We start from the raw sequence: 15354 nt of genomic DNA, 5'->3' as shown, positions 1-15354 counted from the left end.
GTTTCAGGATACATCCGGCCCCATGGCGCGCGCCGCCCGCGGGTCGTACAGCCAGCGGCGCAGCTTGACCAGGCGGATGCGCCCGGCCTGGGGGTGGCGCGGGTTGACGAGCAGGTTGCCCTCCTCCGGCACGACGACCGAGGGCACCTCGGCCACGCACGAGGCGCCGCCCTGCGCCCAGGCCGTGCCCCAGGCAATGCTCACGCGCCCGGGCGGCAGCGCGTCCCAGCCCACGTTGACGGCGGGGTCGAACACGGCGCGCGCGGCCCACACATCGGCCGGCACGTCGACGCGCACCAGGTAACGGTTGAGCGGCAGCGCCAGGCCGCCGCCCAGGTGCACCACCGTCTCCAGGCAGGCCAGCGCGCGCGTGCTGCTGGCGTACAGCAGGGGCGTGCCGCGCGCGTTCCAGCGCCCGCCGCTGCGCTCGGCGCCGGCGCCGCTGGCGTCGTCGGCGGTGTAGTCGGGCGTGTCGGTGGCGATGCGCCAGAACGCCAGCGCCTCAGGCATACACGCCCGACTGCATTTGCAGCAGCAGCGTGGCCAGGGCCTCGCGGCCGTCGGCGGTGTCCAGCAGCTCTTGCGGGCACAGGCCGCCCAGGGCCGCCACGGGCTGCGCCATCCAGCCGGCAAACCAGCGCGCGGCGTTGAAGCCGGCCGGCGCCTGGCCCGACGCGCGCACCATGGCATCGACCTGCCCGATCAGGCGCGACAGGCCCACCAGCTTCTCGCTCTCGCCCTCCGACAGGCGCGCGCGCGCGGCGATCTTGCGCTCGACCGTGGAGCGCGCCAGGCCGACGGCGCGCATCAGCTGCTCGCGCGGCAGGCCCATGGCCACGCTCATCTCCTGCACCGTGCGCGCGGGCACGCCCTGCTTGACCAGGCGCACGCGCTCGAGCGCCGACAGGCCAAAGGCATCGCCCTGCCCCGCCGCGGGCGCGCCCACAAAGTACGTGGCGCTGCGCTCGCGCGCGGCATGGGCGGCGGGCTCGGGTGCGGTGGGGTAGACAGACATGCGGATCTCCAATCGAGAATTAATTTACTCTCAATCGAGACATCATGCAAGACCCTGGCCGCGCTCCCCGGCGCGCAGCATGCCGCCCACGATCAGCGCCTGCGCCGCGTAGTAGCTGGCCAGCACCCAGACCTGCGCGCCCGGCAGCGGCGTGACGAAGCGGTTGATGGCCAGCAGCGAATCGCTCAGCATGAAGCAGCACGCCCCCAGCGCCACCCCCAGCGCCGCGCGATCGCGGTGCACGGCCCAGCGGCCCCAGGCCTGGGCCGCCATCAGCGCGATCACCAGCACATAGGCGGCCACCGGCCCGCGCAGCGCCGCCGGCAGGCCGCCCCACCACAGGAAGGCGTACATGCCGGCCCCCAGCGCCAGCGTCGCCGCCAACGCCGCGCGCTGCCCGAACCAGGGCACGCCCTGGCGGAACAGCGCGATGTAGCCCAGGTGCGCCAGCAAGAAGCTCACCAGGCCGGGCATGAACCGGCCGGGCAGCATCAGGAACACGTCGCCCGCCAGCGAGCCCAGCAGGGCCGCCAGCAGCAGAAGCCGCGAGCGATTCAAGCCCAATCGGCCGCTGGCCCGCTCCGAACATGCGCTGAAAGCTACGGCAACGATAGCAAACCCCATCGCCGCCGGCTTGGCCAGCACATGCCACTCGCGCAGGCCCAGCGCGCTGGTGGCGGTGGCCAGCGCGCCGGCCTCGATCATCAGCGCCTCCCACATGCCGATGCGCCCCTGCATGGCCGCGCCCAGCGCCCACTGGCAGGCGACAAGCGCCGCGAACCAGATGGCGTTGGTGGCCAGCGGCGCGCCTTCGGCCTGCCACAGAAAGGCCGCCACGCCGCCCAGCAGCAACACGAACTGCACGCCGGCAAACCCGCGCAGCGCGGGCGACATGGTCGGGTTGAACACGGGCATGCGCGCGATGTCGAAAGCGGGTTTGGGAAAGCGCTCGGCCACATCCGCCGGCCGCCAGCCCGGAGGCTTGAGCCACACGCCCAGCTTGTCGGCCCAGGAGCGCGCGTGCCAGCTGTCGCGCGCCAGGCCGGCATACACCTGCGCGTTGGCCCACAGCGGGTCCCAGCTGTTCAAGAGGCCCCGCGTGCCGTACACGCAGGGCTCGCGCGCATCCTCGTCCTCGAAGCTGCCGAAGATGCGGTCCCACACGATCAGGATGCCGCCGTAGTTCTTGTCCACGTAGCGGTCGTTGACGGCGTGGTGCACGCGGTGGTTGCTGGGGCTGCAGAACCAGCGGTCGAACCAGCCCAGGCGCCCCACCTGCTCGGTGTGCACCCAGAACTGATACAGCAGATCGATCAGGCCGACCACGGCAAACACCAGCGGCGGCACGCCCGCCAGCGCCATCGGCACATAAAACAGCCAGCCCAGGACAGCGCCCGAGCTGGTCTGGCGCAGCGCGGTGGACAGGTTGTAGTCCTGGCTCTGGTGGTGCACCGCGTGCGCCGCCCACAGCACGGCCACGCGGTGGCCGGCGCGGTGATACCCGTAGTAGCACAGGTCGTAGAACAGCAGCGCCAGCACCCAGCCCGCCGCGCCGTGCCAGAACGCATCGTCGCGCCACAGCGCCAGCGTTTGCCAGGCCAGCGTGTACAGCCCCAGGCGCAGCAGGCGCGTGAACACCGCGCTGGTCTGGCTGAGCATGCCCAGGCTGATGCTGCTGACCGCGTCGGCCAGCCGGAACACCGGCCGTCCGCGCCAGCGGCCCGCGGCCCACTCCAGCGCCATCAGCAGCAGGAATGCGGGCGTGACGAGGACGATGATCTGGCTGCCGGACATGGTGCCGATTCTCGGCGAAACGTCCGCCTTCGCCCGGGGTGCCCAGTGGGTCAAGGACAAGTGGAGTTGCCCGACGCGCGAAGCCCTGGCCGCCGCCGACCTGCCCGACGGCACCACGATTTACACATTGCGGCATAGCGTCATCACCGACATGGCCGGCACTGGCGTCAACTTGATGACCGTGGCGCAGATTGCCGGCACCAGCATCTTGATGATCCAGAAGCACTATGGACACTTGACCGGCGATCAGGCGCGCGCTGCGCTGGAAAGGACGGCGCTGTGAGCGACGAAGAAATTGAAGATGCGTTCAAGCTATGGCTGCATTGGGACTTCGCCGTAGCCGACTTGGCCAAGGGCAAGCCCGACGCGTTCTGTGAGCTGCTGCGCAGCAAAGAGCAGATATCCGCCCTCGTGCGCCCGTTCTTGGCCGACCTGATCGACGGCACCCTACCGCCGCCGCCATCAAGCACCTGAAGCGCCAGCGCCGTGGAGACAGCCGGGCCACACTGCTGGCCGCGCGCAAAGACGCCATCTACGACCTGGCCCAGCGTTACGGCCGGACGTGGGACACCACCGAAAAACGGTTCAAGCAAGCGCTGGCTGAACTGAGGCGGGTACGAAGTGCGTGAAGTCGTACCCCATCGCTTTCGGATTCCAAACTCCAACAGTGCAAGAATGCATTCCGTGGCTGGATATTCATACATCCAAAAAGGAAAGGCCGGTGCTACCAACACCAGCCTTTCCGCCGCGCAGTCTCGCAACAGCACGGCACCCTTACCGAGTGCTAAACATCATAGGGCACTTTGCCCTGCGGGTTGTTGCGAGTTTCCCTATCTTGTTACAGGAAAACCAATGCAACCAACCCAGACCATCACATCTTCTACGACCCGTTCCGAGGCTCCGGCCACTACATCCGGTTCGACCGTCAAATTGATCTGCCTGCCCGGCATTCTTGAGCGCGTCACCATCAGCCGCTCCGACTGGCTCCAAGGCGTCAAGGCTGGCATTTACCCGGCACCCGTGCGCCTGAGCCCGCGCCGTGTCGCCTGGCGCGAGTCCGACATCAACGAGTTCATCAACGGCCTGGCTGCTCAGTAAGGGGGCTGCCATGATCGTCATGAATGCCACCCCGGCAGGCGGAGCCGTGCCTGCAACCATCACCTTGACCGCGAAGGGCGGTGAGGCCCGTGTGGACAGCCGCCTGATCGCCCAGGCCATGGACACCAAGCACCAGAGCACGTTCGAGCTGGTGAAGCGGTATCAGTCTGATCTTGAAGCCCTCGGAATACTCCCGTTTCAAACGGGAGAAATCAGAGGTCGAGGCCAGCCCGAGAAGTTCGCGCTGCTGAACGAGGATCAGGCCCTGTTCCTGCTGGCCCTGAGCAAGAACACCAAGCGCGTGGTGGAGCTGAAGCTGAAGCTGGTCAAGGCGTTCAGCGAGGCCCGCCGCGCCGCTGAGTTGCATACCGAGTACCTGCCCGGCTATCACCAGTTGCACGACCAACTACACCGCCTGGCCGGTGGTTCACCGCACGAGCGATTCGTTCACGTCAACATCAACAAGCTGCTGAACCGAACGGCAGGCATCGAAGCGGGCCAGCGTCCCCGTGCAGACGTGCCGCACAAGGCCATGCTGATTGCAGCTCAGCACCTGGCCGCCCAAGCCATGCAGGGAGCTGCTGACCATCACGAAGGCTACGCGCGTGCCAAGAGGGCGCTGGAGCCGTTGGCGCTGATCGGGGGCCGGAAATGATGGCTGAACAGCTTTACCGTGCTGGCACGTTAAACGTGAGCGCCACACCAAAGACCGCGTAGCTCTCCCAAAATTTTGGGGTAGCGGGTGAAGCTGGAAACACTTGCCGTATTCTTGCCGTACCGAAAGAAAAACGCTCCGATGTTTGCAGCATCGGAGCGTTTGTGAATGCTGGTGGGTGATACATGGATCGAACATGTGACCCCTGCCGTGTGAAGGCAGTGCTCTACCGCTGAGCTAATCACCCGCTTCGCCTTGCAGCGAAGGGCGAATTATAGCGTGCATTTTTCGGCCTTCCAGATCGCGCGGCCGCCGCTGGCCTTGTCGATCTCGGCCAGCACCGCGGCATGGGCCGCCAGCTCGGCCTCGCTGGCCGCGAGCACGGGCAGATCGAAGCCGCTCAGGTCCACGCGCTCGGCCTGCGCGCCCGCCTCGTCCACCTCGCCCAGGTCGATCAGCAGCGCCTCCTGGCCGCGCGTGAGGTTGATGTAGACGTCGGCCAGCAGCTCGGCGTCGAGCAGCGCGCCGTGCAGGGTGCGGCTGGAGTTGTCCACCTCCAGGCGGTCGCACAGCGCGTCCAGGCTATTGCGCTTGCCCGGGTACAGCTGCTTGGCCATGGCCAGGGTGTCGGTCACGGCCTCGACAAAATGCCCGAAGGGCGGCTGGCCGACGCGCTCGAGCTCCTTGTCCAGAAAGCCGACGTCGAACGCGGCGTTGTGGATGATGATCTCGGCGCCCTCGACGTAGCGCAGGAAGTCGGCCGCCACCTCGGCGAACTTGGGCTTGTCGCGCAGGAACTCGTTGCTGATGCCGTGCACCTTGAGCGCGTCCTCGTGGCTGTCGCGCTCGGGGTTCAGGTACAGGTGCAGGTTGTTGCCGGTCAGCTTGCGGCCCACCAGCTCGACGCAGCCGATCTCGATGATGCGGTCGCCCCCCTCGGCCGACAGGCCGGTGGTCTCGGTGTCCAGGACGATCTGGCGCGTCATACCCGAAACGATTCGCCGCAGCCGCAGCGGTCGCGCTCGTTGGGGTTGTTGAAGCGGAAGCCCTCGTTCAGGCCCTCGCGCACGTAGTCGAGCTCGGTGCCGTCGATGAAGCCGAGGTTCTTGGGGTCGACCAGCAGCTTGACGCCGTGCTGCTCGATCACGAGGTCGCCGGGCGCCACCGCGTCGACGTATTCCAGCTCGTAGGACAGGCCCGAGCAGCCGGTGGTCTTGACGCCCAGGCGCACGCCCACGCCGGCGCCGCGCTTGGCCAGGTGAGCACTCACATGCCGCGCGGCGGCTTCGGACAGATGGATGGTCATGGTGAAAACAGGCAGGGGTTGGGCACCAAGGTGCAATGCGGCAAGCGTACCGCCAATCGGGCGCGCCTGCAGGGGCGCCCGCCATAGGCCGCCAGAACTATGCTTTTGATAGCTGGCCGGGCAATATCGGCAGGGGCCTGGTGCCGATTTTAATGTGAATCGCTCAGGGGTGCCGCCCCTTGCCCGCGCAGCCGCGCCACGCCCTGGCGCAGCAGCTCGGCGGCGCGGTCGATCTCGGCCTCGGTGGTGAAGCGCCCCAGGCTGATGCGCAGCGAGGCGTGGGCGCGCTCGTCGCTGGCGCCCAGCGCGCGCAGCACGTGGCTGGGCTGCGGGCTGCCCGAGCTGCAGGCCGAGCCGCTGGACAGCGCCAGCTCGGGCGTGGCCAGCATGAGGGCCTCGGCGGCCACGCCGTCGAAGGCGATGTTCAGGTTATGCGGCACGCGCTGCGTGGGGTGGCCGTTGATGTGCATCCCGCCCACGCCCTGCAGGCCGCGCAGCAGCCGCTGGTGCAGCGCCTGCGCATGGGCGGTGTCGCGCGGCAGCTCCTGCGCGGCGATGCGAAAGGCCTCGCCCATGCCCACGATCTGGTGCGTGGCCAGCGTGCCCGAGCGCAGGCCGCGCTCGTGCCCGCCGCCGTGCATCTGCGCCGCCAGGCGCACGCGCGGCTCGCGGCGCACCACCAGCGCGCCGATGCCCTTGGGGCCGTGGGTCTTGTGCGCCGTCAGGCTCATCAGGTCGACCGGCAGCGTGGCCCAGTCGATGGCCAGCTTGCCCGTGGCCTGCGCGGCGTCCACATGCAGCAGCACGCCGCGCGCGCGGCACAGCGCGCCCAGGGTGGCGATGTCCTGCACCACGCCGATCTCGTTGTTGACCAGCATGACGCTGGCCAGGATGGTGTCGGGGCGCAGCGCGGCGGCAAAGGCCTGCGCGTCGACCAGGCCGTCGGCGCCGACGTCCAGCAGGGTCACGTCGAACCCCTGGCGCTGCAGCGCCGCCAGGGTGTCGAGCACGGCCTTGTGCTCGGTGCGCACGCTCAGCAGGTGGCGGCCGCGCGCGGCGTGCTGCTGGGCGGCGCCGGCGATGGCCAGGTTGTCGGACTCGGTGGCGCCGCTGGTCCAGACGATCTCGCGCGCGTCGGCGCCGACCAGCGCCGCCACCTGGCGGCGCGCGGCCTCGACGGCCTGCTCGGCCTCCCAGCCCCAGGCGTGGCTGCGGCTGGCCGGGTTGCCGAAGCGCTCGCCCAGCCAGGGCAGCATGGCCTGCACCACCCGCGGGTCGACCGGCGTGGTGGCGCCGTGGTCCAGGTAGATCGGCCGCGGCGGCGTCATGGCGCGGCGCCGATGCCGGCGCGGCTCACTTGTTGGTCAGGCCGCCCAGCGCGAACACCGAGTTGGGCGCGGTGATGCGGATCGGCTTGACCACCGGCGCGGCCGAGATGGCGCGCTTGGCGGCGGGGCGGTCTTCCAGCTCGAAGCCGTTGGCGTGCTGCTCGTCCACCAGCTTTTGCAGCGTGACCGACTGCAGGAAGTCCAGCATGTGCACGTTGAGCGCGGCCCATAGGTCGTGCGTCATGCAGCGCCCGCCGTCGGCGCGGCAGTTCTCGCGCCCGCCGCAGTGGGTGGCGTCCAGCGGCTCGTCGACCGAGGTGATGATGTCGGCCACGGTGATGTCGCCGGCCTTGCGCCCCAGCGAATAGCCGCCGCCGGGGCCGCGCGTGGATTCGACCAGCTCGTTGCGGCGCAGCTTGCCGAACAGCTGCTCCAGGTAGGACAGCGAGATCTGCTGGCGCTGGCTGATGGCCGCCAGCGTGACGGGGCCGCCGTCCTGGCGCAGCGCCAGGTCGATCATGGCAGTGACCGCAAACCGGCCCTTGGTGGTAAGGCGCATGGCCAACTCCTTGCTGATGAGAAATGCGGCGGACCGTGGCCGACGGGGCACTGTGCGCGCGTCCCGCGCTGCCCCGCAACCAAATCCGACTGTTTTCCTCAAGTATAGACCAATCCCGACTGAAAACTAGGGGCTTGGCTGGACATTCGCGCAAAAGTTGATCTGGTTCAAGCTGCCGCGCTGCCCTCGCCCGCCGCGCCCAGCACGCGCTGCTTGAGCGCCGCCAGCTGGTCGCGCACGCGCGCCGCCTGCTCGAACTCCAGGTTGCGCGCGTGCTCGAGCATCAGTTTTTCCAGCCGGCGCAGCTCGCGCGACAGGTCTTTTTCGGACAGCGCCTCGGGCTCGGCCACCGCCGTGGCCCGCATGCGCTCGGCCTCGCGCCCGGCTTTTTCGCTGTACACGCCGTCGATCAAGTCGCGCACCTGCTTGACGATGCCGCGCGGGGTGATGCCGTGCTCGGCATTGAAGGCCACCTGTTTGGCGCGCCGGCGCTCGGTCTCGCCCATGGCCTTTTTCATCGAGTCGGTGATGCGGTCGGCGTACAAAATGGCCTTGCCGTTGACGTTGCGCGCCGCCCGGCCGATGGTCTGGATCAGGCTGCGCTCGGCGCGCAGAAAGCCTTCCTTGTCGGCGTCCAGGATGGCCACCAGCGACACCTCCGGGATGTCCAGCCCCTCGCGCAGCAGGTTGATGCCCACCAGCACGTCGAAGCTTCCTAAGCGCAGGTCGCGGATGATTTCCACGCGCTCGACCGTGTCCACGTCGCTGTGCAGGTAGCGCACCTTCACGCCGTTCTCGCTCAGGTATTCGGTCAGCTGCTCGGCCATGCGCTTGGTCAGCGTGGTGATCAGCACGCGCTCGTTCTTCTCCACGCGGGTGCGGATTTCCTGCAGCACGTCGTCGACCTGGTGCGTGGCGGGGCGCACCTCGACCTCGGGGTCCACCAGGCCGGTGGGACGCACCACCTGCTCCACCACCTGGCCGGCGTGCTGTTTCTCGTAGTCCGCCGGCGTGGCGCTGACGAAGATGACCTGGTGCATGCGCCGCTCGAACTCGGCAAACTTCAGCGGCCGGTTGTCCAGCGCCGAAGGCAGGCGAAAGCCGTATTCCACCAGCGTGGTCTTGCGCGAGCGGTCGCCGTTGTACATGGCGTTGAGCTGGCCGATCATCTGGTGGCTTTCGTCCAGGAACATGATCGCGTCGCGCGGCAGGTAGTCGGTCAGCGTGGCCGGCGGCTCGCCCGGCGCCGCGCCCGACAGGTGGCGCGTGTAGTTCTCGATGCCCTTGCAGTGGCCCAGCTCGGCCAGCATCTCCAGATCGAACCGCGTGCGCTGCTCCAGCCGCTGGGCCTCCACCAGCTTGCCTTCGGCCACGAAGTATTTCAGCCGCTCGGCCAGCTCCAGCTTGATGGTTTCCACCGCCGCCAGCGTCTTCTCGCGCGGCGTCACGTAATGGCTGGACGGGTACACCACGAAGCGCGGCACCTTCTGCTGGATGTGGCCGGTGAGCGGATCGAACAGGGCCAGGCTTTCCACCTCGTCGTCGAACAGCTCGATGCGCACCGCCAGCTCGCTGTGCTCGGCCGGAAACACGTCGATGGTGTCGCCGCGCACGCGGAAGGTGCCGCGCTGAAAGTCCATGTCCTGGCGCTGGTACTGCATGCGCACCAACTGCTGGATGGCGTCGCGCTGGCCCTGCTTGCCGCCCGTCTTCAGGATCATCCGCATCTGCAGATAGTCCTCGGGTGCGCCGATGCCGTAGATGGCGCTCACTGTGGCCACGATCACCGTGTCGCGCCGCTCCAGCACGCTCTTGGTGGCCGACAGGCGCATCTGCTCGATGTGCTCGTTGATGGCGCTGTCCTTCTCGATGAACAGGTCGCGCTGCGGCACGTAGGCCTCGGGCTGGTAGTAGTCGTAGTAGCTGACGAAGTACTCCACCGCGTTCTTCGGAAAAAACTCGCGGAACTCGCTGTACAGCTGCGCCGCCAGCGTCTTGTTGGGTGCGAACACGATGGCGGGCCGCCCCAGGCGTGCGATCACGTTGGCCATGGTGAAGGTCTTGCCCGAGCCGGTGACGCCCAGCAGGGTCTGGAACGCTTCGCCGTTTTCCACCCCCTCCACCAGCTGCTCGATGGCCGTGGGCTGGTCGCCCGCCGGCGGATAGGGCTGGTAGAGCTGGAAGGGCGAGTCGGGGTAGCTGACGAACCGGCCTTCGGGCAAGGAAGGCGAAGCAACGGCATGGATCGGGGTGGACATCGGCAAGGACAGCGGCAAGGGCCGGCAAACGCGCCGTAAAATTTCGGGCGAACCGGCTAGGCTAACCGAGTCGGCGCTTTCTTGCCACCCGCTGGCGCTCCCACCGCAAGGATTTTTCTCATGTCGCTGTTTTCCGCCGTCGAGCTCGCCCCGCGCGACCCCATCCTGGGCCTGAACGAGCAATTTGCCGCCGACACCAAGCCCAACAAGGTCAACCTGGGCGTGGGCGTGTACTTCGACGAAAACGGCAAGCTGCCGCTGCTGCAGTGCGTGCAGGCGGCCGAGAAGCAGCTCATGGCCACGCCCAAGCCGCGCGGCTACCTGCCCATCGACGGCATCGCCGCGTACGACGACGGCGTGAAGAAGCTGGTGTTCGGCGCCGATTCGGAGCCCTACCGCTCGGGCCGCGTGGCCACCGTGCAGGGCCTGGGCGGCACCGGCGCGCTGAAGATCGGCGCCGACTTCCTCAAGCACCTCAACCCCAATGCCAAGGTGCTGATCAGCGACCCGAGCTGGGAAAACCACCGCGCCCTGTTCACCCAGGCGGGCTTCCCGGTCGGCACCTACCGCTACTACGACGCGGCCACGCGCCAGCTCGACTTTGCCGGCATGCTGGCCGACCTGCAGGCCGCCGCAGCCGGCACCATCGTGGTGCTGCATGCGTGCTGCCACAACCCCACGGGCTACGACATCAGCGCCGCGCAGTGGGACCAGGTGATTGCCGCCGTCAAGGCGCGCGGCCTCACGCCCTTCCTGGACATGGCCTACCAGGGCTTTGCCGAGGGCATCGCCGAGGACGGCGCCGTGGTCGGCAAGTTCGTCGCCGCCGGCCTGACGTTCTTCGTCTCGACCTCGTTTTCCAAGAGCTTCAGCCTGTACGGCGAGCGCGTGGGCGCGCTGTCGGTGCTGTGCGCCGACAAGGACGAGGCGGTCCGGGTGCTCAGCCAGCTCAAGATCATGATCCGCACCAACTACAGCAACCCGCCCACGCACGGCGGCGCGGTGGTGGCCACGGTGCTGGGCGACGCCACGCTGCGCGCGCAGTGGGAGCAGGAGCTGGCCGGCATGCGCACCCGCATCAAGGCCATGCGCAAGAAGCTGGTGGAGGGCCTGAAGGCCGCCGGCGTGCAGAAGGACATGGGCTTCATCACCACCCAGGTGGGCATGTTCAGCTACTCGGGCCTCTCCAAGGAGCAGATGGTGCGCCTGCGCAGCGAGTTCGGCGTGTACGGCACCGACACCGGCCGCATGTGCGTGGCGGCGCTGAACGAGAAGAACATCGACTACGTATGTCAATCGATCGCGAAGGTGATGTAAGCCAGCGCCGTCCCCAATAAAAAACCGTGGCTGAGGCCACGGTTTTTTATTGACCCCGCACTCAAGGCCGCGGAGCAGGCCATGCCAGGGCACCCCTGGCCGGGGTCTCCCCGGTCAGAGGGTGCGCCCCCTTGAAGGGGGGAAGCGAAGCGGAACGAAGTCCGCGCAGCTTGGGGGTGGTTCAATAATCGTCGCTGCTGCCCGCCGCCAGGCTCTCGAAGCGCGTGAGCGGCTTGATGAAGGCCAGCTTGACGGTGCCCGTGGGCCCGTTGCGCTGCTTGCCGATGATGATTTCGGCCACGCCGGGCTCGCGCGATTCCTTGTTGTAGTAGTCGTCGCGGTAGATGAACATGATGATGTCGGCGTCCTGCTCGATGGCGCCCGACTCGCGCAGGTCGCTCATCATGGGGCGCTTGTCGGTGCGCTGCTCCACCGAGCGGTTGAGCTGCGACAGCGCGATCACCGGGCACTGCAGCTCCTTGGCCAGCGCCTTCAGGCCGCGCGAGATCTCGCCCAGCTCGGTGGCGCGGTTTTCATCGCTGCCGCTGCTGCCGCTCATCAGCTGCAGATAATCGACCACGATCAGGCCCAGCTTGCCGCACTGGCGCGCCAGGCGGCGGGCGTTGGCGCGCAGCTCGGCGGGCGTCAGGCCCGGCGTCTCGTCGATGTGCAGGCTGACGTTGCGCAGGCGCTCGATGGCCTCGGTCAGGCGCGGCCATTCCTCGTCGGTCAGCCGGCCGGTGCGCAGGTGGCCCTGGTCGATGCGGCCGATGGAGCCGACGATACGCACCGCCAGCTGCGAGGCGCCCATTTCCATCGAGAACACCGCCACCGGCAGACCCTCGTTCAGCGCCACGTGCTCGGCGATGTTGATGGCGAACGCCGTCTTGCCCATGGATGGGCGCGCGGCCAGCACCACCAGGTCGCCCGCCTGCAGGCCGGCGGTCATGCGGTCCAGGTCGTAAAAACCCGTGGGCACGCCGGTGACGTCGTTGGGGTTGTCGGCCATCTCCTGCACGCGGTCGAGCAGCTGCACGACCAGGCTGTCCATGGCCTGAAAGCCCTGCTTCATGCGCGAGCTCTGCTCGCCGATCTTGAAGATCTTGCTCTCGGCGTCGTCCAGGATGGCGGCCACCGCGCGGCCCTGGGTGTTGAAGGCGCTGGTGGCGATGTCGTCGCTGGCGCTCACCAGCTGGCGCAGGATGGAGCGCTCGCGCACGATCTCGGCGTAGCGGCGGATGTTGCTGGCGCTGGGCACGTACTGCGCCAGCGCGTTGAGGTAGGCCAGCCCGCCGATCTCGTCGCCCTTGCCCTGGCGCTGCAGCTCCTCGTGCACGGTGATCACGTCGGCCGGCTTGCTGTCGGCCACCAGCTTGGCCAGCACGCCGTACACCAGCCGGTGCTCGTAGCGGTAGAAGTCGCCCTCGATCAGCACGTCGCCCACGCGGTCCCAGGCGCTGTTGTCCAGCAGCAGGCCGCCCAGCACGCTGGACTCGGCCTCGATGGAATGCGGCGGAATGCGCAGCTGGGCGACCTGGCGATCGAGCGGCGCGTCGTCGCCGAGCGCGGCGTAGCTGGGATCAAAAACGGTGGACATGGGCGGATCGAAACAACATCGGCCCGATCCTACGCGCTCCGATCGGCGCCGTCACAGGACAAGTCTGTGGATAAGCGGTGGGCACGCCGTGGAAAGGGCGCGCAGATCACAGCAACCGGGCCGCATCCGCACGGCCACGACCCGGTTTCAGCTTCTTACTCGATCGCCAGGCGCTGCGCGGCGCTGGGCAGCTTCTTGGGCAGGGTCAGCGTCAGCACGCCGTTGTCGTACTTGGCCTTGGCCTGCGCCTGGTCGATCTCGGCCGGCAGCTGGAAGCTGCGCGCCACCGCGCCGTAGTAGCGCTCGCTGCGCAGCACCTTCTCGCCGCTGGACTGGCTGTCCTGCTGCTTGATCTCGGCGCGCAGCGTGACGACGCCGCCATCGATCGACACCTGGATCTCGTCCTTGCTGACGCCCGGCACCTCGGCCTGCACCACGTAGCCGGCATCCGACTCCTTGACGTCAACGCGGATCCGCGCCGCGCTGGGCAGCGGATCGCCGTGCAGGGGCTTGATGAAAAAGCCCGGCGCGACATCGCGAAAGAAGTCGTCGAACAGGCTGTTGCGAAGCTGTTGGTTGGTCATGACACTCTCCTGATGAACACGGCGCCATTGCCGCATGCACCCCAGTTCAGGGCCAGGCGGCGGCTTTCAAGGCCCGCGGCCGCTCAGCCCGGCGCGCGACACCACCGCCTCAGGCGTGGGAAAATGCGCCTTTCGCCGTCGCCATCGGGCGCCCGGTCGCTGCTCTTTCCCACAAATCATGTCGTCCTCCCTGCACCCCATGCTCAACGTGGCCATCCGGGCCGCCCGCGCCGCCGGCGCCATCATCAACCGCGCCGCGCTCGACGTCGAGGCCGTGCGCATCTCGCAAAAGCGCGCCAACGACTTCGTCACCGAGATCGACCACGCCAGCGAGGACGCCATCATCGACACCCTGCTGACGGCCTACCCGCAGCACGGCATCCACGCCGAGGAGTCGGGCCGCACGCGCGGCAACCCGCGCTCCGACCACGTCTGGATCATCGACCCGCTGGACGGCACCACCAACTTCATCCACGGCTTTCCCGTCTACTGCGTCAGCATCGCACTGGCCGTCGCCGGGCGCGTGGAGCAGGCCGTGGTGTACGACCCCACGCGCAACGACCTGTTCACCGCCACGCGCGGGCGCGGCGCCTTCCTGAACGAGCGGCGCATCCGCGTCAGCAAGCGCACGCGGCTGCAGGAGAGCCTGATCGCCACCGGCTTCCCGTACCGCCAGGGCGACGACTTCGACGGCTACCTGCGCCTGATGGGCGAGCTGATGCGCCACACCGCCGGCCTGCGCCGCCCGGGCGCCGCCGCGCTCGACCTGGCCTACGTGGCCGCCGGCTATTCGGACGGCTTTTTCGAGACCGGCCTCAAGCCCTGGGACGTGGCCGCCGGCTCGCTGCTGGTGACCGAAGCCGGCGGGCTGATCGGCAACTTCACCGGCGAGGTGGGCGACACGCTGGAGCAAGGCGAATGCCTGGCCGCCACGCCGCGCGTGTATGCGCAGCTGGTGTCGGTGCTGCACAAGCACTCGCGCTACCGGCAGGCCGGCGGCGCCCCTGCCGCTGCTGGCGAGCGCAAGGGCGCGCTGTCGCTGCGCAAGCACGAGGTGGGCGCGGCCCATGCCGCCGAGCAGGCCGCGGCGCAACCCGGCACCCAAGCCAGCGCCGAATGAGCGCGCCCGAGGACAGCAGCGCGGGCGTGGCGCACCCGCGCGCGGTGCGCAGCTTCGTCACCCGCGCCGGCCGCATGACCACCGGCCAGGCCCGCGCGCTGGCCGACCTGGGGCCGCGCTACGTGCTGCCGTACGATCCGGGTATTCCTGATTTGATAGCGCATTGCGCAGATCGGGAGCGGGCCAGTGGCCAAAATCATTCCAAAACCGTGCTGGAGATCGGTTTCGGCATGGGCCAGGCCACGGCGCACATCGCGGCGCTGCGGCCCGACACCCTGTTCATCGGCTGCGAGGTGCACGAGCCCGGCGTGGGCGCGCTGCTCAAGCTGGTCGATGCGCTGCAGCTGCCCAACGTGCGCATCATCCAGCACGACGCGGTCGAGGTGCTGCAGCACATGGTCGCCCCCGGCACGCTGGACGGCATCCACATCTTCTTTCCCGACCCCTGGCCCAAGAAGCGCCACCACAAGCGCCGCCTGATCCAGCCCGACTTCGTGCACCAGCTGGCGCTGCGCCTGGCGCCCGGCGGCTACCTGCACTGCGCCACCGACTGGCAGCCCTACGCCGAGCAGATGCTGCAGGTGCTCGGCGCCGAGCCCCTGCTGGCCAACACCGCCGAGGACTACGCCCCGCGCCCCGACTACCGCCCGCTCACCAAGTTCGAGCTGCGCGGCCTGCGCCTGGGCCACGGCGTGTGGGACCTGGTCTTCAAACGCGTCTGAG

General features: G+C 68.4%; 17 protein-coding genes and 1 tRNA gene. 7 read left to right on the top strand and 11 right to left on the bottom strand.

The genetic code is table 11. The features are described from left to right. Positions 1–3 precede the first annotated feature (3 nt). From H6927_09265 to H6927_09255, 3 genes are read right to left on the bottom strand one after another with little or no spacing between them, the layout of a single operon-like run. Entirely contained in the window at positions 4–510 is a 507-nt protein-coding gene (locus H6927_09265) for an RES family NAD+ phosphorylase (GenBank protein MCP5218285.1), read from the bottom strand. Then, the gene (locus tag H6927_09260) at positions 503–1015 is read right to left on the bottom strand and encodes a DUF2384 domain-containing protein (GenBank protein MCP5218284.1); all 513 of its coding nucleotides are present in this window, start codon (positions 1013–1015) and stop codon (positions 503–505) included. The genes H6927_09265 and H6927_09260 overlap by 8 nt, the downstream gene beginning before the upstream one ends. A 42-nt stretch (positions 1016–1057) precedes the next feature. Then, positions 1058–2809 carry a sterol desaturase family protein gene (locus H6927_09255; GenBank protein MCP5218283.1) on the bottom strand — a complete coding sequence of 584 codons (1752 nt, stop codon included), beginning with the start codon at positions 2807–2809 and terminating at the stop codon, positions 1058–1060. Here H6927_09255 and H6927_09250 point away from each other — a divergent pair. From H6927_09250 to H6927_09235, 4 genes are all read left to right on the top strand, one after another. Further along, positions 2790–3092, top strand: coding sequence for a hypothetical protein (locus tag H6927_09250; GenBank protein ID MCP5218282.1), 303 nt, complete (start codon positions 2790–2792; stop codon positions 3090–3092). The two genes, H6927_09255 and H6927_09250, sit on opposite strands and share 20 nt — an antisense overlap. Next, positions 3089–3283: a hypothetical protein gene (locus H6927_09245; protein MCP5218281.1), complete on the top strand. Its 195-nt coding sequence runs from the start codon at positions 3089–3091 to the stop codon at positions 3281–3283. Before H6927_09250 ends, H6927_09245 begins: the two co-directional genes overlap by 4 nt. Before the next feature lie 378 nt (positions 3284–3661). Then, positions 3662–3907 (top strand): AlpA family phage regulatory protein, encoded by a 246-nt coding sequence (locus H6927_09240; GenBank protein MCP5218280.1) that lies wholly within the window; start codon positions 3662–3664, stop codon positions 3905–3907. 10 nt (positions 3908–3917) lie between these two features. Further along, the gene (locus H6927_09235) at positions 3918–4562 is read left to right on the top strand and encodes a Rha family transcriptional regulator (protein ID MCP5218279.1); all 645 of its coding nucleotides are present in this window, start codon (positions 3918–3920) and stop codon (positions 4560–4562) included. A gap of 172 nt (positions 4563–4734) precedes the next feature. Here the strand turns inward: H6927_09235 and H6927_09230 are convergent. The 6 genes from H6927_09230 to uvrB all read right to left on the bottom strand — a co-directional run bounded on the left by H6927_09230 (position 4735) and on the right by uvrB (position 10013). After that, positions 4735–4809: transfer RNA gene (locus H6927_09230), tRNA-Val, on the bottom strand. Between the two features lie 25 nt (positions 4810–4834). Continuing rightward, the gene (gene dnaQ / locus H6927_09225; protein ID MCP5218278.1) at positions 4835–5548 is read right to left on the bottom strand and encodes a DNA polymerase III subunit epsilon; all 714 of its coding nucleotides are present in this window, start codon (positions 5546–5548) and stop codon (positions 4835–4837) included. After that, complete coding sequence (gene iscA, locus H6927_09220; GenBank protein ID MCP5218277.1) at positions 5545–5868, bottom strand: iron-sulfur cluster assembly protein IscA; 324 nt, start codon at positions 5866–5868, stop codon at positions 5545–5547. Before iscA ends, dnaQ begins: the two co-directional genes overlap by 4 nt. A gap of 149 nt (positions 5869–6017) precedes the next feature. After that, entirely contained in the window at positions 6018–7196 is a 1179-nt protein-coding gene (locus H6927_09215) for an IscS subfamily cysteine desulfurase (GenBank protein ID MCP5218276.1), read from the bottom strand. 25 nt (positions 7197–7221) lie between these two features. Then, positions 7222–7755 carry a Fe-S cluster assembly transcriptional regulator IscR gene (gene iscR, locus H6927_09210; GenBank protein ID MCP5218275.1) on the bottom strand — a complete coding sequence of 178 codons (534 nt, stop codon included), beginning with the start codon at positions 7753–7755 and terminating at the stop codon, positions 7222–7224. Positions 7756–7922: 167 nt separating this feature from the next. Then, positions 7923–10013, bottom strand: coding sequence for an excinuclease ABC subunit UvrB (uvrB, locus tag H6927_09205; protein MCP5218274.1), 2091 nt, complete (start codon positions 10011–10013; stop codon positions 7923–7925). Between the two features lie 120 nt (positions 10014–10133). On the opposite strand from uvrB, the gene H6927_09200 reads away from it, so the two are divergent. Beyond that, positions 10134–11330: an aspartate/tyrosine/aromatic aminotransferase gene (locus H6927_09200; protein MCP5218273.1), complete on the top strand. Its 1197-nt coding sequence runs from the start codon at positions 10134–10136 to the stop codon at positions 11328–11330. A gap of 181 nt (positions 11331–11511) precedes the next feature. Here the strand turns inward: H6927_09200 and dnaB are convergent, their stop codons facing one another. Together dnaB and H6927_09190 are read right to left on the bottom strand one after the other, a co-directional pair. Further along, complete coding sequence (dnaB, locus tag H6927_09195; GenBank protein ID MCP5218272.1) at positions 11512–12927, bottom strand: replicative DNA helicase; 1416 nt, start codon at positions 12925–12927, stop codon at positions 11512–11514. A 155-nt stretch (positions 12928–13082) separates the two neighbouring features. Continuing rightward, positions 13083–13511: an Hsp20/alpha crystallin family protein gene (locus H6927_09190; protein ID MCP5218271.1), complete on the bottom strand. Its 429-nt coding sequence runs from the start codon at positions 13509–13511 to the stop codon at positions 13083–13085. 178 nt (positions 13512–13689) lie between these two features. Here H6927_09190 and H6927_09185 point away from each other — a divergent pair, with 178 nt between their 5' ends. After that, positions 13690–14631 carry an inositol monophosphatase gene (locus tag H6927_09185; GenBank protein MCP5218270.1) on the top strand — a complete coding sequence of 314 codons (942 nt, stop codon included), beginning with the start codon at positions 13690–13692 and terminating at the stop codon, positions 14629–14631. Further along, complete coding sequence (gene trmB, locus H6927_09180; protein ID MCP5218269.1) at positions 14628–15353, top strand: tRNA (guanosine(46)-N7)-methyltransferase TrmB; 726 nt, start codon at positions 14628–14630, stop codon at positions 15351–15353. Before H6927_09185 ends, trmB begins: the two co-directional genes overlap by 4 nt. Position 15354: the final 1 nt, after the last annotated feature.

The organism is Burkholderiaceae bacterium (assembly GCA_024235995.1).
Classification (GTDB): domain Bacteria; phylum Pseudomonadota; class Gammaproteobacteria; order Burkholderiales; family Burkholderiaceae_C; genus Ottowia.
Note: the sequence above shows the minus strand (reverse complement) of the source record. Positions and strands in the feature narration are given on the sequence as shown.